The following is a 26,373-nucleotide window of genomic DNA, read 5'->3' as shown; positions in this document are numbered from 1 at the left end:
GCAGTTGAAGTCGCCTACTCTAAACCACTGCTATTCCCCCGAAAAGGGCTCGGGTTTTTCGTCATGGGGCAACTTGAGGTAGACTGCGCCCTTGCACCAAGCCGGGATAGACCGATGAAACTGAATGCCAACGCCTCCTTGTTGAAGCTCAACACCCTTGCCCTCGATGCGTACTGCCTCTGGCTGGCCGAGGTGGAGCAGGTTGCCGATCTGGCGACCCTGCGTGCCGATCCGCAGTTCAACCAGCTGCCGCGCCTCAATCTGGGCGGCGGCAGCAACATGCTCTTCACCACCGATTTTCTCGGTCTGGTGGTGCTCAACCGGCTCAAGGGGATTACCGCTGAAGATGGTGGCGATCACTGGTTGCTCCATGTGGCGGCGGGTGAAGATTGGCATCAGCTGGTGCGTCATACCTTGCAACAGGGCTGGTTCGGGCTGGAGAATCTGGCGCTCATTCCCGGTACGGTCGGTGCCGCGCCGGTGCAGAACATCGGTGCCTATGGCGTTGAGCTGGCCGACTTCTGCGCCTATGTCGAGGCGTTCAACTGGCAGAGTGGCGAGGTTGAACGGATCGCGGCGGCAGAGTGCCGCTTCGGTTATCGCGACAGTATCTTCAAACAGGAGTATCAGGATTCCCACCTGATCACCGCCATCGGACTCAAACTGCCCAAGGCGTGGCAACCGGTGCTGGGCTATGGCCCACTGGCGGCGCTCGGTGATGAGCCTCCGGCGCAGGCCATCTTCGATACCGTCTGTGCCACCCGCATGGCCAAGCTGCCGGATCCTGCGGTGCTCGGCAATGCGGGCAGCTTCTTCAAGAATCCGGTGGTGCCTGCCGCGCTGGTGGAGAATCTCAAGGCGCGCTATCCGCAGATGCCCTGCTATCCGGCCGGAGAAGGGCAGGCCAAGCTGGCGGCGGGCTGGCTCATCGATCAGTGCGGCCTGAAAGGTTTCGCCATTGGTCGCGCCGCCGTCCATCAGGAGCAGGCGCTGGTGCTGGTCAATCTGGGGGGCGCCACTGCCATGGAGCTGATCGCGCTGGCGGCTCATGTCCGCGACAGTGTGGAGCAGACGTTTGGCGTGGTGCTGGAGCACGAGGTGCGTTTTATGGGTGCGCATGGTGAAACCTGGCTCGACGAGGTGCTCTCATGACGTTGACTCCCATCAGACAGACCCTGATCACCCTGCTTAGCGACGGCCAGTTTCACTCCGGCGAACAGCTGGGTGAGCAGCTCGGCATCAGCCGGGCGGCGGTAAGCAAACACATGGCGGCGCTCAAGGAGCTGGGGCTGGATCTCTTTAGCCTGACCGGCAAAGGCTACCGGCTGGCGGTGCCGATGGCGCTATATGATCAGGCCACCTTGCAGGTACTGGCCCCGATGGCGCCGGTGCACTGTTTTCCGGTCATAGGCTCGACCAACCAACACCTGCTGGATCGGGTCAATGAGCTGCGCTCTGGCGAGAGCTGTCTGGCCGAGTGTCAGACCGCCGGGCGCGGTCGTCGTGGCAAACCCTGGATTTCGCCGTTTGGTTGCCAGCTGATCCTCAGCATGTACTGGCGACTCGAACAAGGCATGGCGGCGGCCATGGGGCTGAGTCTGGCGGTCGGCGTGGCAGTGGTTGAAGCGCTGGAGTCCCTTGGCTATCAAGGCGTCGAGCTCAAGTGGCCGAACGACCTCTACTATCAGGGCCGCAAGTTGGCGGGAATACTGGTGGAGATGAGCGGTAGCGCCGGGGCCAGCTGTCATCTGGTGATCGGCATCGGTCTCAATCTGGCGATGCCTGCCCGTGAAGGGGAGAAGATCGATCAAGCCTGGGCCGAGCTGCGCCACATCAATCCCGAGCTGGTCGATCGCAATCAGTTGGCGGCCCGGATGATCGTCCATCTGCAGCGGGCGCTGCACACCTTTGAGCAACAGGGGTTGGCAAGCTTTGTCGATGAGTGGAACCGCCTCGATCACTTTGCCGGTCGCCCGGTGCGCTTGCTGATGGGGGATCAGGAGATCCGCGGCATCGCTCGTGGTATCGACGATCGCGGCGCCCTGCGACTGGAGACAGGCGAAGGGATCAAATTCTATCTGGGGGGCGAGCTCTCCCTGCGCCGGGGCGACTGAGGGTCAGCAAGGCCGCTCATGATGCCAAATAGAAGAGGGGGCCTGCGGGCCCCCTCTTCGTTATCCGGCAACTGCAGTCATCATTTGCGCAGTTTGATCTGCTCGATGGCGTGCTCATGGCCCTTGGTCATGATCAGGTTGGCTCGCTCACGCGTTGGCAGGATATTTTCTTGCAAATTCAGATAGTTGATATCTTGCCAGATGTTGCTCGCGATCTGGGTCGCCTCACTCTCCGCCAGCTTGGCGTAGTTATGGAAGTAGGAGTCGGGATCCGAGAAGGCGCCGCTGCGGAATTTCAGGAAGCGTTCGATATACCAGGTACGCAGCAGTTCGGCATCGGCATCCACATAGATGGAGAAGTCGACAAAGTCTGACACGAAGACCCGATGGGGCTCCTGAGGGTAGTCCATGCCGCTTTGCAGCACATTGAGCCCTTCCAGGATCAGGATGTCCGGCTGCTCCACCACCTTTTTCTCATCGGGTATGATGTCGTAGATAAGGTGGGAGTAAACCGGCGCTTCGACCTTCTCGTGACCGGCGCGGATATTGGCGACAAATTCCACCAGATGGCGGATATCGTAGGATTCCGGGAACCCCTTGCGACGCATCAGGCCGCGCTCTTCCAGTACCTTGTTGGGATAGAGGAAGCCGTCGGTGGTGACCAGCTCCACCCGCGGATGTTCCGGCCAGCGCTCCAGCAGGGCCTGCAGAATACGGGCTGTGGTACTTTTGCCCCCCGCCACGCTGCCGGCAATGCTGATGATATAGGTGCCCTTGCCGCGGGACTGGCCGAGGAACTGCTCCAGCACCCGGCTGCGACGCTGTTTGGCTTTGACATAGAGATTGAGCAGGCGGGAGAGAGGCAGATATATCTCTTCCACTTCCTGCAATGACACCTTCTCGTTGATCCCGCGCAGGGTCTGCAGATCGTGTTCGGTCAGGGTCAGGGGGACCGAATCGCGCAATAACGCCCATTGTTCGCGGGTGAATTGCAGATAGGGGTTATGCTCTGTCGTCATGGTGTCATCACTGTTTCTTGGGCACGGCGACCATACACCAAGGGTGGGGGAGCGACAAGGGACGCAGCAGGATTGGCTTGTTTGCCCCCGCTTTTTTGCAAACTTCCCAGCAATAAAGCATATTTTGCCGGGTTCAATGGTTGCATCCCCCAAAACCTTACAATAAAATGCGCGACGCTTGACTGTCTGTCGTCTATTTGCCGTGCAAAAGCGATAAACACAACGGGTGCAAGCAGAATTACCGTTGTGACAATCTGGCGTCTGGAGGGGTTCCCGAGCGGCCAAAGGGATCAGACTGTAAATCTGACGGCTCTGCCTTCGAAGGTTCGAATCCTTCTCCCTCCACCATATTTCTCTGCGGTTTGAGTTCTTTGGGTTAGAGAAATGCGGGCATCGTATAATGGCTATTACCTCAGCCTTCCAAGCTGATGATGCGGGTTCGATTCCCGCTGCCCGCTCCAAGATGCTGATATGGCTCAGGCGTTAGCAGAGCCGCACCCTAGGGTGAGTTCGGCAAGCGAACCAGCCATCAGTACCTCTCTCTTTCCCACCAGATTCAAATCCATCATATAAACTGTTCTGTGGTTAGCTTGCCACCGCGTACTCAGCGTTAGTTTAGAGGGACGATCATGTCTAAAGAAAAATTTGAGCGTAATAAACCGCACGTTAACGTGGGTACCATCGGCCACGTTGACCACGGTAAAACCACCCTGACTGCAGCTATCACCAACGTGCTGGCCAAGCACTTCGGTGGTAAAGCTTTCGCCTTCGACCAGATCGACAAGGCACCGGAAGAGCGTGAGCGTGGTATCACCATCAACACCTCCCACGTAGAATACGACACCGCTACCCGTCACTACGCCCACGTAGATTGCCCGGGTCACGCCGACTACGTTAAAAACATGATCACCGGTGCTGCCCAGATGGACGGCGCGATCCTGGTAGTAGCAGCGACTGACGGCCCGATGCCGCAGACTCGTGAGCACATCCTGCTGGGTCGTCAGGTAGGCGTTCCGTACATCATCGTGTTCATGAACAAGTGTGACATGGTAGATGACGAAGAGCTGCTGGAACTGGTCGAGATGGAAGTTCGTGAACTGCTGTCCGAGTACGACTTCCCGGGTGATGACCTGCCGGTAGTTCGTGGTTCTGCACTGAAAGCGCTGGAAGGCGAAGCTCAGTGGGAAGAGAAGATCCTGGAACTGGCTGGTCACCTGGACAGCTACATTCCGGAGCCGGAGCGTGCGATTGACCAGCCGTTCCTGATGCCGATCGAAGACGTATTCTCTATCGCTGGCCGTGGTACTGTAGTTACCGGTCGTGTAGAGCGCGGTATCGTTAAAGTAGGTGAGACCGTAGAAATCGTTGGTATCAAAGATACCGTTTCTACCACCTGTACTGGTGTTGAAATGTTCCGCAAGCTGCTGGACGAAGGTCGTGCAGGCGAGAACATCGGCGCCCTGCTGCGTGGCGTGAAGCGTGAAGAAGTTGAGCGTGGTCAGGTACTGGCCAAGCCGGGCACCATCAAGCCGCACACCAAGTTTGAATCTGAAGTGTACGTGCTGTCCAAAGAAGAAGGTGGTCGTCATACCCCGTTCTTCAAAGGCTACCGTCCGCAGTTCTACTTCCGTACTACCGACGTGACCGGTACCATCGAACTGCCGGAAGGCGTAGAGATGGTAATGCCGGGCGACAACATCAAGATGGTTGTTACCCTGATTGCGCCGATCGCGATGGACGACGGCCTGCGTTTCGCTATCCGTGAAGGTGGCCGTACCGTAGGTGCTGGTGTTGTAGCTAAAGTTATCGCTTAATCTTTGGCTTACATAAATAAAGCAAAGCCCCTATAATAGGGGCTTTCTTGTGTAGGGGCGTAGTTCGAATTGGTAGAACAGCGGTCTCCAAAACCGATGGTTGCGGGTTCGAGTCCTGCCGCCCCTGCCATATACCTCGTCTCGTACGGGGCTTTTGTGTCTTTGGTTACGTCAGATACAGGTGGGTTGTATGAGTGTTAGTTCTGAGAGCCAGGGCGGAAGCAAGGATACCCTGCTTTGGGGCCTGGTTTTCATTATCCTGGCGGCCGCTGTAGTGGGTAATTACCTGCTCAACGATGTTGTCGCTGCCGTCCGCGCCCTGGGTGTGGTCGTTGTCATTGCTGCTGCTGGTGCAGTAGCCCTGCAAACCACCAAGGGAAAGGCAACACTGGCATTCGCCCGTGAGTCTCGCCTGGAAGTCCGCAAGGTCGTATGGCCGACCCGTCAGGAGGCCATTCAGACAACCCTGATTGTGCTGGCGGTGACCGCCGTGATGGGGCTGCTGCTGTTCGTTCTGGACGGTGCCTTGGTCTGGTTGGTCAACCTGATTACCGGTGTGTAAGGATAAGCCATGACTGAACAACGTGAACAACGTATGAGATGGTATGTCGTGCAGGCTTTTTCCGGCTATGAAGGCCGTGTAGCCAAGTCCCTGCGCGAACATATCAAGATGCATGGCATGGAAGACATGTTCGGTGAAGTACTGGTCCCGACCGAAGAAGTGGTCGAGATGCGTGCTGGCCAGAAGCGCAAGAGTGAGCGCAAGTTTTTCCCGGGTTATGTCCTGGTCCAGATGATCATGGATGAAACCACATGGCACTTGGTACGTAACGTACCGCGTGTAATGGGCTTCATCGGCGGTACTTCCGACCGTCCGGCACCGATCTCCGACAAAGAGGCCGATGCCATCCTGAACCGTCTGCAGGATGCCCACGACAAGCCGCGTCCGAAAACCCTGTTTGAACCGGGTGAAATGGTGCGAGTTGCCGATGGTCCGTTTGCCGACTTCAACGGTACCGTTGAAGAGGTAGATTATGAGAAGAGCCGCGTGAAGGTCTCTGTACTGATCTTCGGTCGTTCTACTCCTGTTGAACTGGATTTTGGTCAGGTCGAAAAAGGCTGATTGAATTCTGTACGTTTAACGGTTGTCAGGGGCAGTGAATATCTCTATAATTCGCTGCCCCTTTATTAGTTGGGGAGCCGTTTGCAGGAGCAAGTCTCCGAGGCGCTAGAACCCATTTTTGAGGTATTTTCCTAATGGCTAAGAAAGTCACAGCTTATATCAAGCTGCAGGTTGCTGCTGGTGCAGCCAACCCGTCTCCTCCCGTTGGTCCTGCACTGGGTCAACACGGTGTTAACATCATGGAATTCTGTAAGGCGTTCAACGCTCGTACAGAGAAGCTGGAAAAAGGTTCACCGACTCCGGTCGTGATCACCGTTTACAGCGACCGTTCCTTCACCTTCGAAACCAAGACTCCGCCTGCTTCCTTCCTGCTGAAGAAAGCTGCTGGCATCAAGTCTGGTTCTTCCAAGCCGAACAAAGACAAGGTTGGTAAGGTGACCGTTGCCCAGCTGCAAGAAATCGCCAAGACCAAAGAGCCGGATATGACTGGTGCCGATCTGGATGCAAAAGTACGTTGCATCGCAGGCTCCGCTCGTTCCATGGGTCTGGTAGTGGAGGATTAAGACAATGGCTAAACTTTCCAAGCGTATGCGCGTTATTCGCGAAAAAGTTGACGGTACCAAAGAGTACTCCATCAACGAAGCCATTGCCCTGCTGAAAGAACTGGCTACCGCCAAGTTCGTTGAAAGCGTTGACGTTGCTGTCAACCTGGGTATCGACGCTCGTAAATCTGACCAGAACGTACGTGGTGCTACTGTACTGCCGCACGGTACCGGTCGTGATGTACGCGTTGCCGTATTTACTCAAGGTGCCAACGCCGAAGCAGCAAAAGCTGCCGGTGCTGACCTGGTAGGTATGGATGACCTGGCCGATCTGGTTAAGAAAGGCGAGATGAACTTCGACGTAGTTATCGCATCCCCGGATGCCATGCGCGTTGTTGGTCAACTGGGTCAAATCCTGGGCCCGCGCGGCCTGATGCCGAACCCGAAAGTTGGTACTGTAACTCCTAACGTTGCCGAAGCTGTCAAGAACGCCAAGGCTGGTCAGGTTCGTTACCGTAACGACAAGAATGGTATCATCCATACCACTCTGGGTAAGGTTTCTTTCAACGAAGTTCAGCTGAAAGAAAACTTGGAAGCTCTGCTGGTTGCCCTGAAAAAAGGCAAGCCCTCTTCCGCCAAAGGTCAATTCATCAAGAAAGTCAGCATCTCCACCACCATGGGTGCCGGTGTTGCCGTAGACCAAGCTTCTCTGGAAGCTCAGGCCTAATTGATGGGTTTTACAAGGCGCAAAATTTAATCTATAATTTTGCGCCTTGATTGGTTGGGGGTTTCGACCTCCGTCCAAGACCGCAGGAGGCTGCAAAGCCTTAATGTTTCCTGCGTAGACGGTGCCGGAAACCCAGCGAGAAAGATTCTTTCTCTTCTGGAATCCTGCTACCGCATCGTTCCCCTCTGTTGTAAAGGTAGGGGGGATGTGTCAGTACTGGGTCAATAGACCCGGATTCAATCCAGGAGTTAAGCCAATGGCATTGGGACTCGAAGACAAAAAGGCAATTGTTGCTGAAGTCAACGAAGCTGCCAAAGGCGCTCTTTCTGCAGTTGTTGCCGATTCTCGCGGTGTAACTGTAGACAAGATGACCGTCCTGCGTAAAACCGCTCGTGAAGCCGGTGTGTACATGCGCGTTGTGCGTAACACCCTGCTGCGTCGCGCGGTAGAAGGTACCGAATACGAGTGCCTGAACGACGCATTTACCGGTCCTACCTTGATTGCTTTCTCTAACGAACACCCGGGCGCTGCTGCTCGTCTGTTCAAAGAGTTTGCCAAAGCGAACCAAAAGTTCGAAATCAAGGCTGGCGCTTTTAACGGTGAGTTTATCGCCGCAGCACAAATTGATCGTCTGGCCACGCTGCCGACTTACGAAGAAGCAATTGCGAAGTTGATGGCTACTATGAAAGAAGCCTCTGCTGGCAAGCTGGTTCGTACTATCGCTGCTGTTCGCGACCAGAAACAAGCTGCTGCTTGATTCTCGCCTATTTAGGCTGTTTGAGTTTATTCAACATCAGGAATTTTTGTCATGTCTATCACTAAAGACCAAATCATCGAAGCCGTTGCTTCCATGTCCGTAATGGAAGTTGTTGAGCTGATCGAAGCTATGGAAGAGAAGTTCGGTGTTTCTGCCGCTGCTGCCGTAATGGCTGGCCCGGCTGCTGCTGAAGCAGTAGAAGAGAAGACCGAGTTCGACGTAGTTCTGACTGCTGCTGGCGCCAACAAAGTTGCCGTTATCAAAGCCGTTCGTGGCGCTACCGGTCTGGGCCTGAAAGAAGCCAAAGATCTGGTAGAAGCTGCTCCGGCTAACCTGAAGGAAGGCGTGTCCAAGGACGAAGCTGAAGCTCTGAAGAAAGAGCTGGAAGCTGCCGGTGCTTCTGTTGAGATCAAATAATCTGCATTTATGTAGATTAGCCTGATAAAACAGGCTAGGGCTGGTGAATTTTTGTTCACCAGCCTTTTTGCGCTGTAGACTGAGAGCATTTCACACCGTTTACGACTCTCGGTGCACCAGCAATCCGGACTGTCTTCTTTCGTCCGGGCCAACACAAAACGGTGTTGAGACAGAGCTGTCCCGCGGGACAGAGTGGGTCACTTATCAGCGAGCTGAGGAACCCTATGGTTTACTCTTATACCGAAAAAAAACGCATTCGTAAGGACTTCGGTAAGCGAGACCAGGTACTGGACACGCCTTATCTGTTGTCCATTCAGCTGGACTCCTTCAAGCAGTTCATCGAGGCTGACCCGGAAGGTGAATATGGCCTAGAGGCCGCTTTCCGTAGCGTTTTCCCGATCACCAGTTACTCCGGTAGTGCTGAGCTTCAGTATGTCAGCTATCGCCTGGGTGAGCCGGTATTTGACGTAAAAGAATGCCAGATCCGTGGAGTGACCTACTCCGCGCCGCTGCGTGTCAAGCTTCGTATGGTTCTGTACGACCGTGAAGCAGCTGCCGGCACCGTCAAAGACATCAAGGAACAAGAAGTATACATGGGCGAAATTCCGCTCATGACCGAGAACGGCACCTTTGTTATCAATGGTACCGAGCGGGTTATCGTCTCCCAGCTGCACCGCAGCCCGGGCGTCTTCTTCGACCACGATAAAGGCAAAACTCATTCATCCGGTAAGGTACTGTATAACGCTCGCGTTATCCCCTACCGTGGCTCCTGGCTGGACTTCGAGTTTGATGCGAAAGACAACCTGTTTGTCCGTATCGACCGTCGTCGCAAACTGCCAGCATCCATTATTCTGCGCGCCCTGGACTTCACTTCCGAACAAATCCTGGCCACCTTCTTCGAGACCATCGGTTTTGAAGTAAAAGATGGCAAGTTGATGATGGATCTGGTGCCGGAGCGTCTGCGTGGTGAAACTGCGACCTTTGACATCGTGGCCAATGGCGCCGTGGTGGTTGAGACCGGTCGTCGTGTGACTGCGCGTCACATCCGTCAGTTGGAAAAAGACGCCGTTACCCAGATTGAGGTTCCGGTTGAGTATGTTGTTGGCAAGGTTGCTGCCAAGGACTACGCACATCCGCAAACTGGCGAGATGGTCGTGACCGCCAACCAGGCACTGAGCCTGGAAGCGATCGCCAACCTGTCCCAAGCCGGCTTCAAGCATTTCGAGGTTCTGTTCACCAACGAACTGGATCACGGTGCTTACATGTCCGAGACCCTGCGTGTCGACTCCAGCTCCAACCGTTTGGAAGCGCTGGTCGAGATCTATCGCATGATGCGTCCGGGCGAGCCGCCTACTCGCGAAGCTGCAGAACAGCTGTTCGAAAACCTGTTCTTCTCCGCCGAGCGTTACGACCTGTCTACCGTAGGTCGGATGAAGTTCAACCGCCGTCTGGGTCGTGAAGACGAGACTGGCGCTGGTGTACTGACCAAAGACGACATCGTCGATGTGATGAAGCGCCTGATCGACATCCGTAACGGTAACGACGAAGTGGACGATATCGACCACTTGGGTAACCGTCGTATCCGTTCTGTCGGTGAAATGGCTGAAAACCAGTTCCGCGTCGGTCTGGTGCGTGTCGAGCGTGCGGTCAAGGAGCGTCTCTCCCTGGGCGACCTGGACACCCTGATGCCGCAGGATCTGATCAACGCCAAGCCGATCTCTGCCGCAGTCAAAGAGTTCTTTGGTTCCAGCCAGCTGTCCAAGTTTATGGACCAGAACAACCCGCTCTCCGAAGTGACCCACAAGCGTCGTATCTCCGCGCTGGGCCCGGGCGGTTTGACTCGTGAGCGTGCCGGCTTTGAAGTCCGAGACGTACACCCGACTCACTACGGTCGTCTGTGCCCTATCGAGACTCCTGAAGGTCCGAACATCGGTCTGATCAACTCTCTGTCCGTGTACTCTCGTACCAACGAGTACGGTTTCCTCGAGACCCCGTACCGTAAGGTCATTGACGGTGTGATCACCGACGAAGTGGACTACCTGTCTGCTATTGAAGAAGGCAAGTACGTGATCGCACAGGCTAACGCCGCGACCACCGAAGATGGCCGTCTGAAAGATGAATTGATCCCGTGCCGTCACAAAGGTGAATCCACCTTTATGAACGCCGACCAGATCCAGTATATGGACGTGAGCCCGCAGCAGATCGTATCTGTGGCAGCCGCTCTGATCCCGTTCCTGGAACACGATGACGCGAACCGCGCATTGATGGGTTCAAACATGCAACGTCAGGCTGTACCGACTCTGCGTGCAGACAAGCCGCTGGTAGGTACCGGTATGGAACGCGCTGTGGCCGTTGACTCCGGTGTAACCGTAGTAGCCAAGCGTGGCGGCGTAATCGACTATGTCGATGCCTCCCGTATCGTCCTGAAGGTCAATGAAGATGAGCTGATGCCAGGCGAAGCCGGTATCGACATCTACAACCTGACCAAATACACCCGTTCCAACCAGAACACCTGTATCAACCAGCGTCCTTGTGTGATGTTGGGTGAGCCGGTCATGGCTGGCGACGTACTGGCTGACGGCCCGTCCACCGATCTGGGTGAACTGGCGCTGGGTCAGAACATGCGCGTCGCGTTCATGCCGTGGAACGGTTACAACTTCGAAGACTCGATCCTGGTGAACGAGCGTGTTGTTCAGGAAGATCGCCTGACCACCATCCATATCCAGGAACTGGCCTGTATCTCCCGTGACACCAAGCTGGGTCCGGAAGAGATCACTGCTGACATCCCGAACGTGGGTGAAGCCGCTCTGTCCAAGCTGGACGAGTCCGGTATCGTCTACGTGGGTGCTGAAGTGAAGGGCGGCGACATTCTGGTCGGTAAGGTAACCCCGAAAGGTGAAACCCAGCTGACGCCGGAAGAGAAGCTGCTGCGCGCCATCTTCGGTGAGAAGGCGTCCGATGTGAAGGACTCCTCCCTGCGTGTACCGAACGGTGTGTACGGTACCGTGGTTGACGTGCAAGTCTTTACCCGCGATGGCGTGGAAAAAGACAAGCGCGCCAAAGAAATCGAAGAGATGCAGTTGAAGGAAGCGAAGAAGGACTTGACCGAAGAGTTCAAGATCCTGGAAGACGGCATTTTCGGCCGCTCCCGCAACCTGCTGCTGGCCGCCGGTTACAGCGAAGATCGTCTGAACAAGCTCGATCGCTCCAAGTGGTTTGAACTGGCCATCGAAGACGAAGGCAAGCAGACCGAACTGGAACAGATCGCTGAACAGCACGTTGAGCTGAAAGCCGAGTTCGACAAGAAATTCGAGAACAAGCGTCGCAAGATTATCCAGGGTGATGATCTGGCACCGGGCGTACTGAAAATCGTCAAGGTTTATCTGGCAGTCAAGCGTCGCATCCAGCCGGGTGACAAGATGGCGGGCCGTCACGGTAACAAGGGTGTTATCTCCAAGATCTGTCCGGTCGAGGATATGCCTCATGACGAGTTCGGCCGTCCGGTCGACATCGTACTGAACCCGTTGGGCGTACCATCCCGTATGAACATCGGTCAGATCCTCGAAGTGCACCTGGGCCTTGCGGCCAAGGGTATCGGCGAGAAGATCGATCGCATGGTCAAAGAGCAGCGCGAGCTGCACGAGATGCGCAACTTCCTGCAACAGGTCTATGACCTGGGCGAGAAGGACACCCAGCAAGTGAACATCGCCGAACTGTCTGATGACGACGTACGTACCCTGGTGGGTAACCTGCGTAAGGGTCTGCCGGTTGCTACTCCAGTGTTTGATGGTGCCAAAGAGCGCGAAATCAAAGCCCTGCTGAAGCTGGCCGATCTGCCGGAATCCGGTCAGATTGATCTGTTCGATGGCCGTACCGGTAACCGCTTCGAGCGTAAAGTAACCGTTGGTTACATGTACATGCTCAAGCTGAACCACTTGGTCGACGACAAGATGCACGCGCGTTCTACCGGTTCTTACAGCCTGGTTACCCAGCAGCCGCTGGGTGGTAAGGCTCAGTTCGGTGGTCAGCGTTTCGGTGAGATGGAAGTGTGGGCCCTGGAGGCTTACGGTGCGGCATATACCCTGCAGGAAATGCTGACCGTCAAGTCTGACGATGTGAATGGCCGTACCAAGATGTATAAGAACATCGTGGATGGCGACCACCGTATGGAGCCGGGCATGCCCGAATCCTTCAACGTATTGCTGAAGGAAATCCGCTCTCTGGGTATCAACATCGAGCTGGACGAAGAATAAGAGCTCGCTCTTATTGTTCGAGAATTGACGTGGGCGCCCCGCTGTTTTGGCAGCCGGGGCGCCGAGGTTAGACTCCTGACAGGGGAAACACGTGAAAGACTTACTCAAGTTTTTGAAGGCTCAGACCAAGACCGAAGAGTTTGACAGTATCAAGATCGGTCTGGCCTCTCCTGACATGATCCGCTCCTGGTCATTCGGTGAGGTCAAAAAGCCTGAGACCATCAACTACCGGACTTTCAAGCCGGAGCGTGATGGTCTGTTCTGCGCCCGTATCTTCGGACCGGTGAAGGACTACGAGTGTCTGTGCGGCAAGTACAAGCGCCTGAAACACCGTGGTGTGATCTGTGAGAAGTGCGGCGTTGAAGTGACCCAGACCAAGGTCCGTCGTGAGCGTATGGGCCACATTGAGCTGGCCAGCCCGACTGCCCACATCTGGTTCCTGAAGTCCCTGCCGTCCCGTATCGGTCTGCTGCTGGACATGACCCTGCGCGACATTGAGCGCGTGCTCTACTTCGAATCTTTCGTGGTAATCGAGCCGGGTATGACCAACCTCGAACGCAGCCAGATGCTCTCTGAAGAGCAGTACCTGGATGCGCTGGAAGAGTGGGGCGACGAATTTGACGCCAAGATGGGTGCCGAAGCAATCCTGGCATTGCTGCGCGCTATCGATCTGGAAGGTGAAGTCAAAACCATGCGTGAGGAGCTGGATCAAACCAACTCCGAGACCAAGCGCAAGAAGACCACCAAGCGTCTGAAGCTGATGGAAGCTTTCCTGCAGTCCGGCAACAAGCCGGAGTGGATGATCATGACAGTGCTGCCTGTGCTGCCGCCGGACCTGCGTCCGCTGGTACCCCTGGACGGCGGCCGTTTCGCGACTTCCGATCTGAACGATCTGTACCGTCGCGTGATCAACCGTAACAACCGCTTGAAGCGTCTGCTGGATCTGGCTGCTCCGGACATCATCGTGCGCAACGAAAAGCGTATGCTGCAAGAGTCCGTCGATGCCCTGCTGGATAACGGCCGTCGCGGTCGTGCCATCACCGGTTCCAACAAGCGCCCGCTGAAATCCCTGGCCGACATGATCAAGGGTAAGCAGGGTCGTTTCCGTCAGAACCTGCTCGGTAAGCGTGTCGACTACTCCGGTCGTTCCGTTATCACCGTAGGCCCGACTCTGCGTCTGCATCAGTGCGGTCTGCCGAAGAAGATGGCGCTGGAACTGTTCAAGCCGTTCATCTATGGCAAACTGGAAACCCGCGGTCTGGCGACCACTATCAAGGCCGCCAAGAAGATGGTGGAGCGTGAGGAAGCTGTCGTTTGGGATATCCTGGACGAAGTGATCCGCGAACACCCGGTTCTGCTGAACCGTGCACCGACTCTACACCGTCTGGGTATCCAGGCATTCGAACCGACTCTGGTCGAAGGCAAGGCAATCCAGCTGCACCCGCTGGTTTGTGCTGCGTATAACGCGGACTTCGATGGTGACCAGATGGCGGTCCACGTACCGCTGACCCTGGAAGCCCAGCTGGAAGCGCGTGCGCTGATGATGTCTACCAACAACATCCTGTCGCCTGCCTCTGGTGAGCCGATCATCGTTCCTTCTCAGGACGTGGTCTTGGGTCTGTACTACATGACCCGTGCCCGTATCAACGCCAAAGGCGAAGGTATGGTGCTGGCCGGCCCGAAAGAAGCCGAGAAAGTATATCGCGCCGGTTTGGCCGATCTGCATGCTCGTGTGAAAGTACGCATTACCGAATACCTGCGTCAGGAAGACGGTTCTCTGCGTGAACACACCGAGATGAAGAACACCACCGTTGGTCGTGCGATCCTGAGCCTGATCCTGCCCAAAGGTATGGAATACGCCCTGATCGACGAGCCGAAGGTGCTGACTGCTGCAGAACAGGCTGATCTGGATGCCAATCCGCAGAACTGGATCAAGTGCGTATCCAACAAGGCGCTGGGCAAAAAGCTCATCTCTCGTCTGCTGAACACCTGCTATCGCAAGCAGGGCCTGAAGGACACCGTTATCTTCGCTGACCAGCTGATGTATACCGGTTTCCACTACGCGGCCCTGTCCGGTGCTTCCGTTGGTATCGATGACATGGTCATCCCGGATGCCAAGAAAGACATCATCGCGGCAGCCGAAGCCGAAGTTGCCGAGATCCAGGACCAGTTCCTGTCAGGTCTGGTAACTGCGGGCGAGCGTTACAACAAGGTTATCGATATCTGGGCCAGCGCCAACGAGCGCGTCTCCAAGGCCATGATGGAGAACTTGTCCAAAGAGCGTAACGTCAACTCGCTGGGTGAAGAAGAAGAGCAGGCCTCGTTCAACAGCATCTTTATGATGGCCGACTCTGGTGCGCGTGGTTCCGCCGCCCAGATCCGTCAGCTGGCCGGTATGCGTGGCCTGATGGCCAAGCCGGATGGCTCCATCATCGAGACCCCGATCATCGCGAACTTCCGCGAAGGTCTGAACGTACTGCAGTACTTTATCTCTACCCACGGTGCTCGTAAGGGTCTGGCCGATACTGCACTGAAGACTGCGAACTCCGGTTACCTGACTCGTCGTCTGGTAGACGTGGCGCAAGACATGGTGATCACCGAGGACGATTGCGGCACTACCGACGGTCTGTGGATGACTCCGCTGATCGAGGGTGGCGACGTGGTCGAGCCGCTGCGTGAGCGCGTGCTGGGTCGTGTGGTGGCAGAAGATGTCATCAAGCCGGGTACCGAGGACGAGATCCTGGTTGCTCGCAACACCCTGCTCGACGAGCAGCTGTGTGACCTGCTGGAGCGTAACTCCGTTGACCGTGTGAAGGTACGTTCTGCCATCACCTGTGAAACCGACTTCGGTAACTGTGCTCACTGCTACGGCCGTGATCTGGCCCGTGGTCACCTGGTTAACAAGGGTGAGGCAGTCGGTGTTATCGCCGCCCAGTCCATCGGTGAACCGGGTACCCAGCTGACGATGCGTACTTTCCACATCGGTGGTGCTGCATCTCGTGCCGCTGCTGAAAGCAGCATCCAGGTCAAGAACACAGGTACCATCAAGCTGCAGAACGCCAAGTTCGTTCACAACAGCGATGACAAACTGGTTATCACCTCACGTTCTACCGAACTGACCATCATGGACGACATGGGCCGTACCAAGGAAAGCCACAAGCTGCCTTACGGTTCCGTGCTGGAAGTGAAGGATGGCCAGGCCGTGAGTGCTGGCGAGACCGTTGCCAACTGGGATCCGCACACCCACCCGATCATCACCGAAGTGGCAGGTCGCCTGCAGTTCGAACACATGATCGATGGCGTGACCATCACTCGTCAGACCGACGAGCTGACCGGTCTCTCTTCTATCGTTGTTCTGGACGTCAACGAGCGTCCGAGCGCCGGTAAAGAGATGCGTCCGACCGTTAAACTGGTCGACCTGAACGGCAAAGACGTGATGATCCCGGGTACCGATGTAGCCGCCCAGTACTTCCTGCCGGGCAAGGCGATCGTGAACCTGGAAGATGGTGCCAACGTGGGCGTGGGTGACGCGGTAGCGCGTATCCCGCAAGAGTCTGGCGGTACCAAGGACATCACCGGTGGTCTGCCGCGCGTTGCGGATCTGTTCGAAGCACGTCAACCGAAGGAACCGGCAATTCTGGCCGAGATCTCCGGTACCATCTCCTTCGGGAAAGAGACCAAGGGCAAACGCCGTCTGGTCATCACCCCGACCGATGGTGGCAACGTCTACGAAGAGATGATTCCGAAGTGGCGTAACCTGAACGTGTTCGAAGGTGAAAAAGTTGAGAAGGGTGAAGTGCTGGCGGACGGTCCTGAGTCTGCTCACGACATCCTGCGTCTGCGCGGTATCAGCCCGGTCGCCAACTACATCGCCAACGAAGTGCAAGACGTTTACCGTCTGCAAGGCGTTAAGATCAACGACAAGCACATCGAAGTCATCGTTCGTCAGATGCTGCGCAAGTGCGAGATCCTGAGCGCTGGCGATACCGATCTGATCGAAGGCGAACAGGTTGAAGTGGCTCGTGTGAAGATTGCCAACCGTAAGCTGGTTGCCGAGGGCAAGACCCCTGCGACCTACCGTCATGTACTGATGGGTATTACCAAGGCATCTCTGAGCACCGAGTCCTTCATCTCCGCGGCTTCCTTCCAGGAAACCACTCGCGTTCTGACCGAAGCCGCCGTAGGTGGCAAGCGTGATGAACTGCGTGGTCTGAAAGAGAACGTCATCGTGGGTCGTCTGATCCCGGCTGGTACCGGCTTTGCCTACCACCACAGCCGGATCAACCAGCGTGCTGCCGCAGCTCGTGCTGTTGGTGCCCCGCAGGTGACCGCTGATGAAGCGGAGCAGAACCTGGCGGATCTGCTGAACGCAGCCGGTAGCTTCGACGAAGAGTAACTCGTCATCCGTGATTGAAAAGGGCTCCTTCAAGGAGCCCTTTTTGTTGGCCAATTCCTCGGCAATGGTAGACGCAGCGCGGGTTTCAGGATGATCCAGAGCAAAGTTGTAGAGTAAAAAATCAAAAAAAGTTGACTTTACTCCCCTGCAATTTAAAACTCGGGAAAGTTGAATGGTTATTACAGGGGTAGAACATGACTGTCGGTATCGAGGAAGCCATGCTTCCCGAAGAACAGCTGATCAGCCGCACTTTTACAGATGAAGACAGGGAATTGTTGCGCTCATACGATGGGCTCATCGATGGCTTGGCCGAGCTGTTCGGCAAGCATTGTGAAGTGGTTCTCCACTCCCTGGAAAATCTGCACGAGTCGGTGATCAAGATCGCTAACGGCTTCAATACCGGACGCACCCTCGGGGCGCCCATCACCGATCTCGCCCTGCGCATGCTCAAGGACATCGAGAGCACCGGCCAGGATTACACCCAGAGCTATTTCGCTCGCAGCCGTACCGGCGCGCTGATGAAGTCGAGCACTATCGCCATTCGCAACAGCGAGCGGCAAGTGGTGGGGCTTATCTGCATCAACCTGCACATCAATGCGCCTTTCCACGAGTTCGTGGCCGAATTTTTCCCGACGCCCCAGCAGGCGGCGCGTCAGTCACCAGAGACCTTCGCCAATAGCGTGGAAGAGCTGGTTGCCCAGACGGTGGATAACACTATCGACGAGATCAACCGTGATCCCACCGTGGCCAACAATGCCAAGAATCGCTTCATCGTGACCCAGCTGTTCGAGAAGGGCATTTTCGACATCAAGGATTCGATCAATCTGGTGGCGGACAAACTCAATATTTCAAAACATACCGTTTATCTTTACATCCGACAGCGCAAGCAGGGTGAAGACGAGAACGAGTAACTCATTCCAGAAGGGGATAGATGAATGGCTAAAGAAGTGATTGCAACCGACAAGGCGCCTGCCGCGATTGGTCCGTATGTTCAGGCTACCAAGGTTGGCGAGATGATCTTCACCTCCGGGCAGATCCCGCTCGATCCTGCCACCATGGAAATCGTGGCTGGCGGCATTGAAGAGCAGGCCGAACGGGTGATGAAGAACCTGGTTGCCGTGTTGCACGCTGCCGGTGCCGATGCCAGCAAAGTGGTCAAAACCACCTGCTTCCTGAGCGACATGAACAACTTCGTTGCCTTCAATCAGGTCTATGCCCGCTACTTTGGCGATGCGGCGCCAGCCCGCTCCTGCGTGGAGGTGGCCCGTCTGCCGAAAGATGTGCTGGTCGAGGTCGAGGCGATTGCCCATCTCTGATCAACAGATTGAATCAAGCCCCTCCTGGCAGGGGCTTTTTTGTTTTTGGCGTAAAATGGACCGGGTCAGCACAGGAGTCCTGCTATGAGTCTGAGTTTTGCCATCCTGGTCACGGGGCCTGCCTATGGCACCCAATCGGCCAGCACAGCCTATCGTTTTGCCCGCACCCTGTTGGCACAGGGGCATACCTTGTCCCACCTGTTCTTCTATCAGGATGGGGTCTGCAACGGCAACGGTCTGCATCTGCCTGCATCCGATGAGACTGACCTGGTGCGTCTGTGGCGAGAGCTGGCAGAAGAGCAGGGGATCTGTATCGACGTCTGTGTCGCCGCCGCCATGCGGCGCGGTGTGCTCGATGAGCAGGAGGCCAAGGGGGCAGGGCAGGTGCACTTCAATCTGCAAGCGCCATTTTGCCTGAGCGGTCTGGGCCAGTTGGCCGAGGCAGCGCTCACCGCCGATCGACTGGTTCAGTTCTAGGGGGAGTCATGAGCAAGAAAATCGCCTTTATCTGCAGTCGTGGTCCCCATGGCCATGCCGCTGGCCGGGAAGGACTGGATGCCTTGTTGGCCACCTCGGCCATGACCGATGAGCTGGCCCTCTTCCTGATTGGGGACGGCGTGCTGCAGCTGCTCAAGGAGCAGCAGCCTGCCGCCATTTTGCAGCGCCACTACGCCCCCACCTTCAAAATGCTGGAACTCTACGACATCGAAGAGGTCTATGTTTGTGCTGACTCGCTGGCAGAGCGTGGTGTGACAGTAGATGATCTGCTGATCCCCGTCGAGAGTCTGCCGCGCCAGGAACTGGCTCGGCGCTGGGCACAATGTTCGACTCACATCAGCTTTTGAGGTCTCCATGTTGCATCTGATATTGAACTCCCCCTTTCAGAGTCAGGCTCTGGCAGAGGCGCTCTCATACCTTCAGCCCGAGGATGAGCTGGTACTGATGCAGGATGCCGTGATTGCGGCATCGGCTCCCCAGTGGAGCGCGCGGCTGGCGGGTATCCCGCTTTATGTAATGCAGGAAGATCTGCAAGCTCGCGGTTTGCAGCATCGGGTGGGCAATGTGCTCGATATGGCGGGTCTGGTGGCACTGATTGCGCAAAAAGGTTCTCCGCGCACCTGGGGTGGCTGAGAAGCATATTTTCAAGAAAATTCAAGGTGATGTCGTGAAATCAAACGGATCCGAATTGCCCTTTTGTGACGCAAATTGTATAAATCTTGACTCCCCAGACAACAGGGCATAAAATTTCGCGTCCCCGTATCTGCGGGGAGGATTTTCCACACGTTTATGAAGTCATTATCAGGAGCCTTTTGATGGCAACTATTAACCAGTTGGTTCGCAAGCCACGCATCAAGCTCGTTGTGAAAAGCAACGTGCCGGCGCTGGAAGCGTGCCCTCAGAAGCGTGGCGTATGCACTCGTGTATATACCACCACCCCGAAGAAGCCTAACTCTGCACTGCGTAAAGTGTGCCGTGTACGTCTGACCAACGGCTTCGAAGTCACCTCCTACATCGGCGGTGAAGGTCACAACCTGCAAGAGCACTCTGTTGTTCTGATCCGTGGCGGTCGTGTAAAAGACTTGCCAGGTGTTCGTTATCACACCGTTCGTGGTGCGTTGGACTGTGCCGGTGTTAAAGACCGTAAGCAGGCTCGCTCCAAGTATGGCGTGAAGCGTCCTAAAGCTTAATGGTTCTCCGTTAAGTAAGGCCAAACGTTAATTCGTTTCTAGTTAGATAGCTTTCTAGTTTTGGGTAATCCCTGAAGTTACGGAGAATTTGAAATGCCAAGACGTCGTGTTGTTGGTCAGCGTAAAATCCTGCCAGATCCCAAGTTCGGATCAGAGCTGCTGGCTAAATTTGTCAACGTAGTAATGGTTGACGGTAAGAAATCTGTTGCAGAAGCCATTGTTTATGGCGCCCTGGACATCATTGCCACCAAATCTGGCAAAGAGCACCTGGCCGTATTCGAAGAAGCTCTGGATAACATTCGTCCGGCGGTCGAGGTTAAATCTCGTCGCGTCGGTGGTGCAACCTATCAGGTGCCGGTAGAAGTTCGTCCGGTACGTCGCAATGCCCTGGCAATGCGCTGGTTGGTTGATGCCGCTCGTAAACGTGGTGAAAAATCAATGGCTCAGCGTCTGGCTGGCGAGCTGCTGGATGCCGCTGACAATAAGGGTTCGTCTGTCAAGAAACGTGAAGACGTTCACCGTATGGCTGAAGCGAACAAAGCCTTCGCTCACTTCCGCTGGTAATCCGCTTGCGCAGGGTCTTTTGACTCTGCGCACCTTTAATTATCTAGGGACAAGCGCCTTAGTAAGAGGATGACAATGGCTCGTACAACCCCCATTGAGCGTTATCGTAACATCGGTATCTCCGCTCACATTGACGCCGGTAAGACTACTACTACCGAGCGCGTACTGTTTTACACCGGTGTAAGTCACAAGATCGGTGAAGTTCACGATGGCGCTGCCACCATGGACTGGATGGAACAGGAACAAGAGCGTGGTATCACCATCACCTCCGCCGCGACCACCGCTTTCTGGTCCGGTATGGGTAAACAGTTCCAACCGCACCGTATCAACATCATCGATACCCCGGGCCACGTTGACTTTACTATCGAAGTAGAGCGTTCAATGCGTGTTCTGGACGGTGCCGTGATGGTGTACTGTGCCGTAGGTGGCGTACAGCCACAGTCTGAAACCGTATGGCGTCAGGCTAACAAGTACAAGGTTCCCCGTATCGCGTTCGTCAACAAGATGGACCGTACCGGCGCCAACTTCCTGCGCTGCGTTGAGCACATCAAGACCCGTCTGAAAGGTACTCCGGTTCCCCTTCAGCTGAACATCGGCTCTGAAGAGAACTTCAAGGGCGTTGTTGACCTGGTCAAGATGAAAGCCATCAACTGGAATGAAGCTGATCAGGGCGTATCCTTCGATTACGAAGACGTCCCGGCCGAGTTGCTGGAACAGGCGCAAGAAATGCGCATGAATCTGGTTGAAGCCGCTGCTGAAGCGTCTGAAGACCTGATGGAAAAATACCTGGGCGGCGAAGAGCTGACCGAGGAAGAGATCAAAGGTGCTCTGCGTCAGCGCGTGCTGAACAACGAAATCATCCTGGTAACCTGTGGCTCCGCGTTCAAGAACAAGGGCGTACAGGCCATGCTGGATGCCGTGATCGAGTACCTGCCGGCTCCGACCGACGTTGCTGCTATCGACGGCCTGAAAATGGACGGCGAGACCAAAGACGAGCGTCACGCTTCCGATGACGAGCCGTTCTCTGCTCTGGCGTTCAAGATCGCTACCGACCCGTTCGTTGGTAACTTGACCTTCTTCCGTGTCTACTCTGGCGTGATCAACTCCGGTGACACCGTGCTGAACTCCGTCAAGGACAAGCGCGAGCGTTTTGGCCGTATCGTTCAGATGCATGCCAACAAGCGTGAAGAGATCAAAGAAGTACGCGCTGGTGACATCGCTGCTGCCATCGGTCTGAAAGACGTGACCACTGGTGACACCCTGTGTGACCCGAACGCACCGATCATCCTCGAGCGTATGGAATTCCCGGAGCCGGTAATTTCTATCGCGGTTGAGCCGAAAACCAAGGCTGACCAGGAGAAGATGGGTCTGGCTCTGGGCCGTCTGGCTCAGGAAGATCCGTCCTTCCGCGTATGGACTGACGAAGAGTCAGGTCAAACCATCATCGCTGGTATGGGTGAGCTGCACCTGGACATCATCGTTGACCGTATGCGCCGCGAGTTCAAGGTTGAAGCCAACGTAGGTAAGCCGCAGGTTGCTTACCGTGAAACCATCCGTACCACCGTTAAAGACATCGAAGGCAAGCATGCCAAGCAGTCTGGTGGTCGCGGTCAGTACGGTCATGTTGTTATCGACATGTACCCGCTGGAAGAAGGCAAAGCCTACGAATTCGTCAACGACATCAAAGGTGGTGTCATTCCTGGTGAATTCATCCCAGGTGTTGATAAAGGTATCCGTGAGCAGCTCAAATCTGGTCCGCTGGCTGGTTACCCGGTTATGGATCTGGGTGTGCGTCTGCACTTCGGTTCTTACCACGATGTCGACTCTTCCGAACTGGCGTTCAAAATCGCTGCTTCCATGGCCTTTAAGGCTGGCTTCATGAAAGCCAACCCGGTTCTGCTCGAGCCGATCATGAAAGTAGAAGTTGAAACTCCGGAAGATTACATGGGCGACGTTATCGGTGACCTGAACCGTCGTCGTGGCCTGATCGAAGGTATGGAAGATGGCCCGTCCGGCAAGATCGTACGTGCTCTGGTGCCGCTGGCCGAAATGTTCGGTTATGCAACTGCACTGCGTTCCGCTACCCAAGGTCGTGCTTCCTACGCCATGGAATTCGCCAAGTATCACGATGCACCGACCAACGTTGCACAAGCCGTGATCGAAGAGCGCAAATCCAAGTAATTTAAGATTCCCCGCCTACGACGGTAGGCGGGTTTAACCTAGAAGGACTACGTCGTGTCTAAAGAAAAATTTGAGCGTAATAAACCGCACGTAAACGTCGGTACCATCGGCCACGTTGACCACGGTAAAACCACCCTGACTGCAGCTATCACCAACGTGCTGGCCAAGCACTTCGGTGGTAAAGCTTTCGCCTTCGACCAGATCGACAAGGCACCGGAAGAGCGTGAGCGTGGTATCACCATCAACACCTCCCACGTAGAATACGACACCGCTACCCGTCACTACGCCCACGTAGATTGCCCGGGTCACGCCGACTACGTTAAAAACATGATCACCGGTGCTGCCCAGATGGACGGCGCGATCCTGGTAGTAGCGGCGACTGACGGCCCGATGCCGCAGACTCGTGAGCACATCCTGCTGGGTCGTCAGGTTGGTATCCCGTACATGATCGTGTTCATGAACAAGTGTGACATGGTTGATGACGAAGAGCTGCTCGAACTGGTTGAGATGGAAGTTCGTGAACTGCTGACCGAGTACGACTTCCCGGGTGATGACCTGCCGGTAGTTCGTGGTTCCGCGCTGAAAGCGCTGGAAGGCGACGCTCAGTGGGAAGAGAAGATCATCGAGCTGGCTGGCCACCTGGATACCTACATCCCGGAGCCGGAGCGCGCGATTGACCAACCGTTCCTGATGCCTATCGAAGACGTATTCTCTATCGCTGGCCGTGGTACCGTAGTTACCGGTCGTGTAGAGCGCGGTATCGTTAAAGTAGGTGAGACTGTAGAAATCGTTGGTATCAAAGATACCGTTTCTACCACCTGTACCGGTGTTGAAATGTTCCGTAAGCTGCTGGACGAAGGTCGTGCAGGCGAGAACATCGGCGCGCTGCTGCGTGGTGTTAAGCGTGAAGACGTAGAGCGTGGTCAGGTACTGGCCAAGCCGGGTTCTATCAAGCCGCACACCAAGTTCGAATCTGAAGTGTACGTACTGTCCAAAGAAGAAGGTGGTCGTCATACCCCGTTCTTCAAAGGCTACCGTCCGCAGTTCTACTTCCGTACTACCGACGTGACCGGTACCATCGAACTGCCGGAAGGCGTAGAGATGGTAATGCCGGGCGACAACATCAAAATGGTTGTTACCCTGATTGCTCCGATCGCAATGGACGACGGCCTGCGTTTCGCTATCCGTGAAGGTGGCCGTACCGTAGGTGCTGGTGTTGTAGCTAGCGTAATCGCCTAATCGATTCGTTATATACAAACATGAAAAGGGGTGGCTTCGGCCACCCCTTTTATTTTTGGGGCTATTTATGGCCTGTGAGATACTGGGCAAAACCATTGATAGAGGTAGTTTCCGTGAGCAACCCCGCCATTTTTCTGGATCGTGACGGTGTCATCAATGAAGACACTGGCTATGTCAGCCAGGTCGATGATTTCCATTTTCTGCCCGGAGTCATAGACGCTCTGCAGCTCCTCAAAAAGAAAGGCTATCTACTGGTCGTCGTCACTAACCAGTCCGGAATCGCCCGCGGCTACTTCAGTGAAGATGACTTCATGAATCTGACTGAATGGATGGATTGGTCACTGGCTGATCGGGATGTGGATCTTGATGGCATCTACTTCTGCCCCCATCACCCGGATCACGGCGCCCCCTGTGATTGCCGCAAACCGGAGCCAGGCATGCTGCTGTTGGCACAACAGGAACTGGGGATCGACATGAGTCGTTCCTATATGGTGGGTGACAAGCCTTCCGATCTAAAAGCTGCCGTCAATGCTGGTGTTGGTCACAAGATCATGGTCAGAACCGGTAAGCCGGTGACCGAAACGGGTAGTGCGCTGGCCGATGCTCTCTATGACAATCTGCACGATTTTGCTGTTGCGGTGCCTGCAGTGCGCTGATTTCGCCGGTTTAATATGCCAATTGGTGGCTTTGTGAGCGAACAAACAGCGAAAGCCATCTTTTTGCAATTATCTGCTTGCCAGAAAGAATCTGTTCCCTATAATGCGCCTCCATCGACAGGGCAAGCGGCAACGCAAACAACCTCGTCGATAACCTCGAAAAGCCTTTGTAAATAAGGCTTGACTCGAGAAGGCGGTTGAGTAGAATTCCACTCCCGCAGCAACACACTGTTGCGTCGCTCTTTAACAATTTGAATCAAGCAATCTGTGTGGGCACTCACAGCATCGAACATCAAAAACAATTTTTGATTTTCAATGTCTGGTGAAGTGACCAAGACGATTTCTTAGCAATAAGAAGTCGAACAGTTTATTTCAGCAATTCATTGAGCCGCTTTTCGAAGCAACCAAACTTAAATTGAAGAGTTTGATCATGGCTCAGATTGAACGCTGGCGGCAGGCCTAACACATGCAAGTCGAGCGGCAGCGGGAAAGTAGCTTGCTACTTTTGCCGGCGAGCGGCGGACGGGTGAGTAATGCCTGGGGATCTGCCCAGTCGAGGGGGATAACTACTGGAAACGGTAGCTAATACCGCATACGCCCTACGGGGGAAAGCAGGGGACCTTCGGGCCTTGCGCGATTGGATGAACCCAGGTGGGATTAGCTAGTTGGTGAGGTAATGGCTCACCAAGGCGACGATCCCTAGCTGGTCTGAGAGGATGATCAGCCACACTGGAACTGAGACACGGTCCAGACTCCTACGGGAGGCAGCAGTGGGGAATATTGCACAATGGGGGAAACCCTGATGCAGCCATGCCGCGTGTGTGAAGAAGGCCTTCGGGTTGTAAAGCACTTTCAGCGAGGAGGAAAGGTTGGTAGCTAATAACTGCCAGCTGTGACGTTACTCGCAGAAGAAGCACCGGCTAACTCCGTGCCAGCAGCCGCGGTAATACGGAGGGTGCAAGCGTTAATCGGAATTACTGGGCGTAAAGCGCACGCAGGCGGTTGGATAAGTTAGATGTGAAAGCCCCGGGCTCAACCTGGGAATTGCATTTAAAACTGTCCAGCTAGAGTCTTGTAGAGGGGGGTAGAATTCCAGGTGTAGCGGTGAAATGCGTAGAGATCTGGAGGAATACCGGTGGCGAAGGCGGCCCCCTGGACAAAGACTGACGCTCAGGTGCGAAAGCGTGGGGAGCAAACAGGATTAGATACCCTGGTAGTCCACGCCGTAAACGATGTCGATTTGGAGGCTGTGTCCTTGAGACGTGGCTTCCGGAGCTAACGCGTTAAATCGACCGCCTGGGGAGTACGGCCGCAAGGTTAAAACTCAAATGAATTGACGGGGGCCCGCACAAGCGGTGGAGCATGTGGTTTAATTCGATGCAACGCGAAGAACCTTACCTGGCCTTGACATGTCTGGAATCCTGCAGAGATGCGGGAGTGCCTTCGGGAATCAGAACACAGGTGCTGCATGGCTGTCGTCAGCTCGTGTCGTGAGATGTTGGGTTAAGTCCCGCAACGAGCGCAACCCCTGTCCTTTGTTGCCAGCACGTAATGGTGGGAACTCAAG

At 55.3% G+C, this 26,373-nt stretch carries 22 protein-coding genes, 3 tRNA genes and 1 rRNA gene; 25 read left to right on the top strand and 1 reads right to left on the bottom strand.

Annotated elements, in window-relative coordinates; all coding sequences use genetic code 11:
• The first annotated feature begins 114 nt into the window (after positions 1-114).
• Positions 115-1,152, top strand: coding sequence for a UDP-N-acetylmuramate dehydrogenase (gene murB, locus ACTG20_RS00130; protein ID WP_194494697.1), 1,038 nt, complete (start codon positions 115-117; stop codon positions 1,150-1,152).
• A complete protein-coding gene (gene birA / locus ACTG20_RS00125; protein WP_069555544.1) occupies positions 1,149-2,114 on the top strand; it encodes a bifunctional biotin--[acetyl-CoA-carboxylase] ligase/biotin operon repressor BirA in 966 nt (321 codons plus the stop codon). The genes murB and birA overlap by 4 nt, the downstream gene beginning before the upstream one ends.
• 80 nt (positions 2,115-2,194) lie before the next feature.
• Here birA and coaA read toward each other — a convergent pair whose 3' ends face one another.
• On the bottom strand, positions 2,195-3,133 hold the full coding sequence (gene coaA / locus ACTG20_RS00120) for a type I pantothenate kinase (RefSeq protein ID WP_194494696.1): 939 nt from the start codon (positions 3,131-3,133) through the stop codon (positions 2,195-2,197).
• A 263-nt stretch (positions 3,134-3,396) separates the two neighbouring features.
• Between coaA and ACTG20_RS00115 the strand changes: the two genes are divergently transcribed.
• The 23 genes from ACTG20_RS00115 to ACTG20_RS00005 all read left to right on the top strand — a co-directional run.
• Positions 3,397-3,481 (top strand) — tRNA-Tyr (locus ACTG20_RS00115).
• A gap of 38 nt (positions 3,482-3,519) precedes the next feature.
• Positions 3,520-3,594 (top strand) — tRNA-Gly (locus tag ACTG20_RS00110).
• A 168-nt stretch (positions 3,595-3,762) separates the two neighbouring features.
• Positions 3,763-4,947, top strand: a complete 1,185-nt coding sequence (gene tuf, locus ACTG20_RS00105; RefSeq protein ID WP_005341825.1) for an elongation factor Tu — start codon at positions 3,763-3,765, stop codon at positions 4,945-4,947.
• A 53-nt stretch (positions 4,948-5,000) separates the two neighbouring features.
• Positions 5,001-5,077 (top strand) — tRNA-Trp (locus tag ACTG20_RS00100).
• Between the two features lie 60 nt (positions 5,078-5,137).
• Entirely contained in the window at positions 5,138-5,509 is a 372-nt protein-coding gene (secE, locus tag ACTG20_RS00095) for a preprotein translocase subunit SecE (protein ID WP_005306322.1), read from the top strand.
• Positions 5,510-5,518: 9 nt separating this feature from the next.
• A complete protein-coding gene (gene nusG, locus ACTG20_RS00090; protein WP_005306318.1) occupies positions 5,519-6,070 on the top strand; it encodes a transcription termination/antitermination protein NusG in 552 nt (183 codons plus the stop codon).
• A 134-nt stretch (positions 6,071-6,204) separates the two neighbouring features.
• Entirely contained in the window at positions 6,205-6,633 is a 429-nt protein-coding gene (gene rplK / locus ACTG20_RS00085) for a 50S ribosomal protein L11 (RefSeq protein WP_005339887.1), read from the top strand.
• Between the two features lie 4 nt (positions 6,634-6,637).
• The gene (gene rplA, locus ACTG20_RS00080) at positions 6,638-7,339 is read left to right on the top strand and encodes a 50S ribosomal protein L1 (protein WP_005339888.1); all 702 of its coding nucleotides are present in this window, start codon (positions 6,638-6,640) and stop codon (positions 7,337-7,339) included.
• Between the two features lie 256 nt (positions 7,340-7,595).
• The gene (rplJ, locus tag ACTG20_RS00075) at positions 7,596-8,096 is read left to right on the top strand and encodes a 50S ribosomal protein L10 (protein ID WP_005339895.1); all 501 of its coding nucleotides are present in this window, start codon (positions 7,596-7,598) and stop codon (positions 8,094-8,096) included.
• Between the two features lie 51 nt (positions 8,097-8,147).
• Complete coding sequence (rplL, locus tag ACTG20_RS00070) at positions 8,148-8,513, top strand: 50S ribosomal protein L7/L12 (protein WP_005306304.1); 366 nt, start codon at positions 8,148-8,150, stop codon at positions 8,511-8,513.
• Between the two features lie 224 nt (positions 8,514-8,737).
• Complete coding sequence (rpoB, locus tag ACTG20_RS00065; RefSeq protein WP_440007940.1) at positions 8,738-12,766, top strand: DNA-directed RNA polymerase subunit beta; 4,029 nt, start codon at positions 8,738-8,740, stop codon at positions 12,764-12,766.
• A gap of 91 nt (positions 12,767-12,857) precedes the next feature.
• Positions 12,858-17,162: a DNA-directed RNA polymerase subunit beta' gene (gene rpoC, locus ACTG20_RS00060; protein WP_194494695.1), complete on the top strand. Its 4,305-nt coding sequence runs from the start codon at positions 12,858-12,860 to the stop codon at positions 17,160-17,162.
• Between the two features lie 194 nt (positions 17,163-17,356).
• The gene (locus ACTG20_RS00055) at positions 17,357-18,073 is read left to right on the top strand and encodes a helix-turn-helix transcriptional regulator (protein WP_005339902.1); all 717 of its coding nucleotides are present in this window, start codon (positions 17,357-17,359) and stop codon (positions 18,071-18,073) included.
• 24 nt (positions 18,074-18,097) lie between these two features.
• Positions 18,098-18,478 (top strand): RidA family protein, encoded by a 381-nt coding sequence (locus ACTG20_RS00050; protein WP_005339904.1) that lies wholly within the window; start codon positions 18,098-18,100, stop codon positions 18,476-18,478.
• An 84-nt stretch (positions 18,479-18,562) separates the two neighbouring features.
• Complete coding sequence (gene tusD, locus ACTG20_RS00045) at positions 18,563-18,955, top strand: sulfurtransferase complex subunit TusD (protein WP_139430114.1); 393 nt, start codon at positions 18,563-18,565, stop codon at positions 18,953-18,955.
• A gap of 8 nt (positions 18,956-18,963) precedes the next feature.
• Positions 18,964-19,323 (top strand): sulfurtransferase complex subunit TusC, encoded by a 360-nt coding sequence (tusC, locus tag ACTG20_RS00040; protein ID WP_005341830.1) that lies wholly within the window; start codon positions 18,964-18,966, stop codon positions 19,321-19,323.
• Between the two features lie 7 nt (positions 19,324-19,330).
• Positions 19,331-19,609: a sulfurtransferase complex subunit TusB gene (gene tusB / locus ACTG20_RS00035; RefSeq protein WP_005339909.1), complete on the top strand. Its 279-nt coding sequence runs from the start codon at positions 19,331-19,333 to the stop codon at positions 19,607-19,609.
• A 182-nt stretch (positions 19,610-19,791) separates the two neighbouring features.
• A complete protein-coding gene (gene rpsL, locus ACTG20_RS00030) occupies positions 19,792-20,166 on the top strand; it encodes a 30S ribosomal protein S12 (RefSeq protein WP_005306278.1) in 375 nt (124 codons plus the stop codon).
• 93 nt (positions 20,167-20,259) lie between these two features.
• Entirely contained in the window at positions 20,260-20,730 is a 471-nt protein-coding gene (gene rpsG, locus ACTG20_RS00025; RefSeq protein ID WP_005339911.1) for a 30S ribosomal protein S7, read from the top strand.
• Between the two features lie 75 nt (positions 20,731-20,805).
• Positions 20,806-22,911, top strand: a complete 2,106-nt coding sequence (fusA, locus tag ACTG20_RS00020) for an elongation factor G (RefSeq protein ID WP_021229318.1) — start codon at positions 20,806-20,808, stop codon at positions 22,909-22,911.
• A 54-nt stretch (positions 22,912-22,965) separates the two neighbouring features.
• Positions 22,966-24,150, top strand: a complete 1,185-nt coding sequence (tuf, locus tag ACTG20_RS00015; RefSeq protein ID WP_005339879.1) for an elongation factor Tu — start codon at positions 22,966-22,968, stop codon at positions 24,148-24,150.
• Positions 24,151-24,263: 113 nt separating this feature from the next.
• Positions 24,264-24,806 (top strand): D-glycero-beta-D-manno-heptose 1,7-bisphosphate 7-phosphatase, encoded by a 543-nt coding sequence (gene gmhB, locus ACTG20_RS00010; RefSeq protein ID WP_194494694.1) that lies wholly within the window; start codon positions 24,264-24,266, stop codon positions 24,804-24,806.
• A gap of 412 nt (positions 24,807-25,218) precedes the next feature.
• Positions 25,219-26,373, top strand: a 16S ribosomal RNA gene (locus ACTG20_RS00005); the annotation flags it as partial.

It is taken from the genome of Aeromonas sp. 84A, assembly GCF_051919345.1.
In the GTDB taxonomy this organism is placed as follows: domain Bacteria; phylum Pseudomonadota; class Gammaproteobacteria; order Enterobacterales; family Aeromonadaceae; genus Aeromonas; species Aeromonas veronii.
This window is presented reverse-complemented; position numbering and strand designations above follow the sequence as displayed.

Bases quoted from the DNA above. Each gene is read 5' to 3' on its own strand.
- murB (WP_194494697.1), top strand. From the start codon at position 115: ATGAAACTGAATGCCAACGCCTCCTTGTTGAAGCTCAACACCCTTGCC.
- birA (WP_069555544.1), top strand. From the start codon at position 1,149: ATGACGTTGACTCCCATCAGACAGACCCTGATCACCCTGCTTAGCGAC.
- coaA (WP_194494696.1), bottom strand. From the start codon at position 3,133: ATGACGACAGAGCATAACCCCTATCTGCAATTCACCCGCGAACAATGG.
- tuf (WP_005341825.1), top strand. From the start codon at position 3,763: ATGTCTAAAGAAAAATTTGAGCGTAATAAACCGCACGTTAACGTGGGT.
- secE (WP_005306322.1), top strand. From the start codon at position 5,138: ATGAGTGTTAGTTCTGAGAGCCAGGGCGGAAGCAAGGATACCCTGCTT.
- nusG (WP_005306318.1), top strand. From the start codon at position 5,519: ATGACTGAACAACGTGAACAACGTATGAGATGGTATGTCGTGCAGGCT.
- rplK (WP_005339887.1), top strand. From the start codon at position 6,205: ATGGCTAAGAAAGTCACAGCTTATATCAAGCTGCAGGTTGCTGCTGGT.
- rplA (WP_005339888.1), top strand. From the start codon at position 6,638: ATGGCTAAACTTTCCAAGCGTATGCGCGTTATTCGCGAAAAAGTTGAC.
- rplJ (WP_005339895.1), top strand. From the start codon at position 7,596: ATGGCATTGGGACTCGAAGACAAAAAGGCAATTGTTGCTGAAGTCAAC.
- rplL (WP_005306304.1), top strand. From the start codon at position 8,148: ATGTCTATCACTAAAGACCAAATCATCGAAGCCGTTGCTTCCATGTCC.
- rpoB (WP_440007940.1), top strand. From the start codon at position 8,738: ATGGTTTACTCTTATACCGAAAAAAAACGCATTCGTAAGGACTTCGGT.
- ACTG20_RS00055 (WP_005339902.1), top strand. From the start codon at position 17,357: ATGACTGTCGGTATCGAGGAAGCCATGCTTCCCGAAGAACAGCTGATC.
- ACTG20_RS00050 (WP_005339904.1), top strand. From the start codon at position 18,098: ATGGCTAAAGAAGTGATTGCAACCGACAAGGCGCCTGCCGCGATTGGT.
- tusD (WP_139430114.1), top strand. From the start codon at position 18,563: ATGAGTCTGAGTTTTGCCATCCTGGTCACGGGGCCTGCCTATGGCACC.
- tusC (WP_005341830.1), top strand. From the start codon at position 18,964: ATGAGCAAGAAAATCGCCTTTATCTGCAGTCGTGGTCCCCATGGCCAT.
- tusB (WP_005339909.1), top strand. From the start codon at position 19,331: ATGTTGCATCTGATATTGAACTCCCCCTTTCAGAGTCAGGCTCTGGCA.
- rpsL (WP_005306278.1), top strand. From the start codon at position 19,792: ATGGCAACTATTAACCAGTTGGTTCGCAAGCCACGCATCAAGCTCGTT.
- rpsG (WP_005339911.1), top strand. From the start codon at position 20,260: ATGCCAAGACGTCGTGTTGTTGGTCAGCGTAAAATCCTGCCAGATCCC.
- fusA (WP_021229318.1), top strand. From the start codon at position 20,806: ATGGCTCGTACAACCCCCATTGAGCGTTATCGTAACATCGGTATCTCC.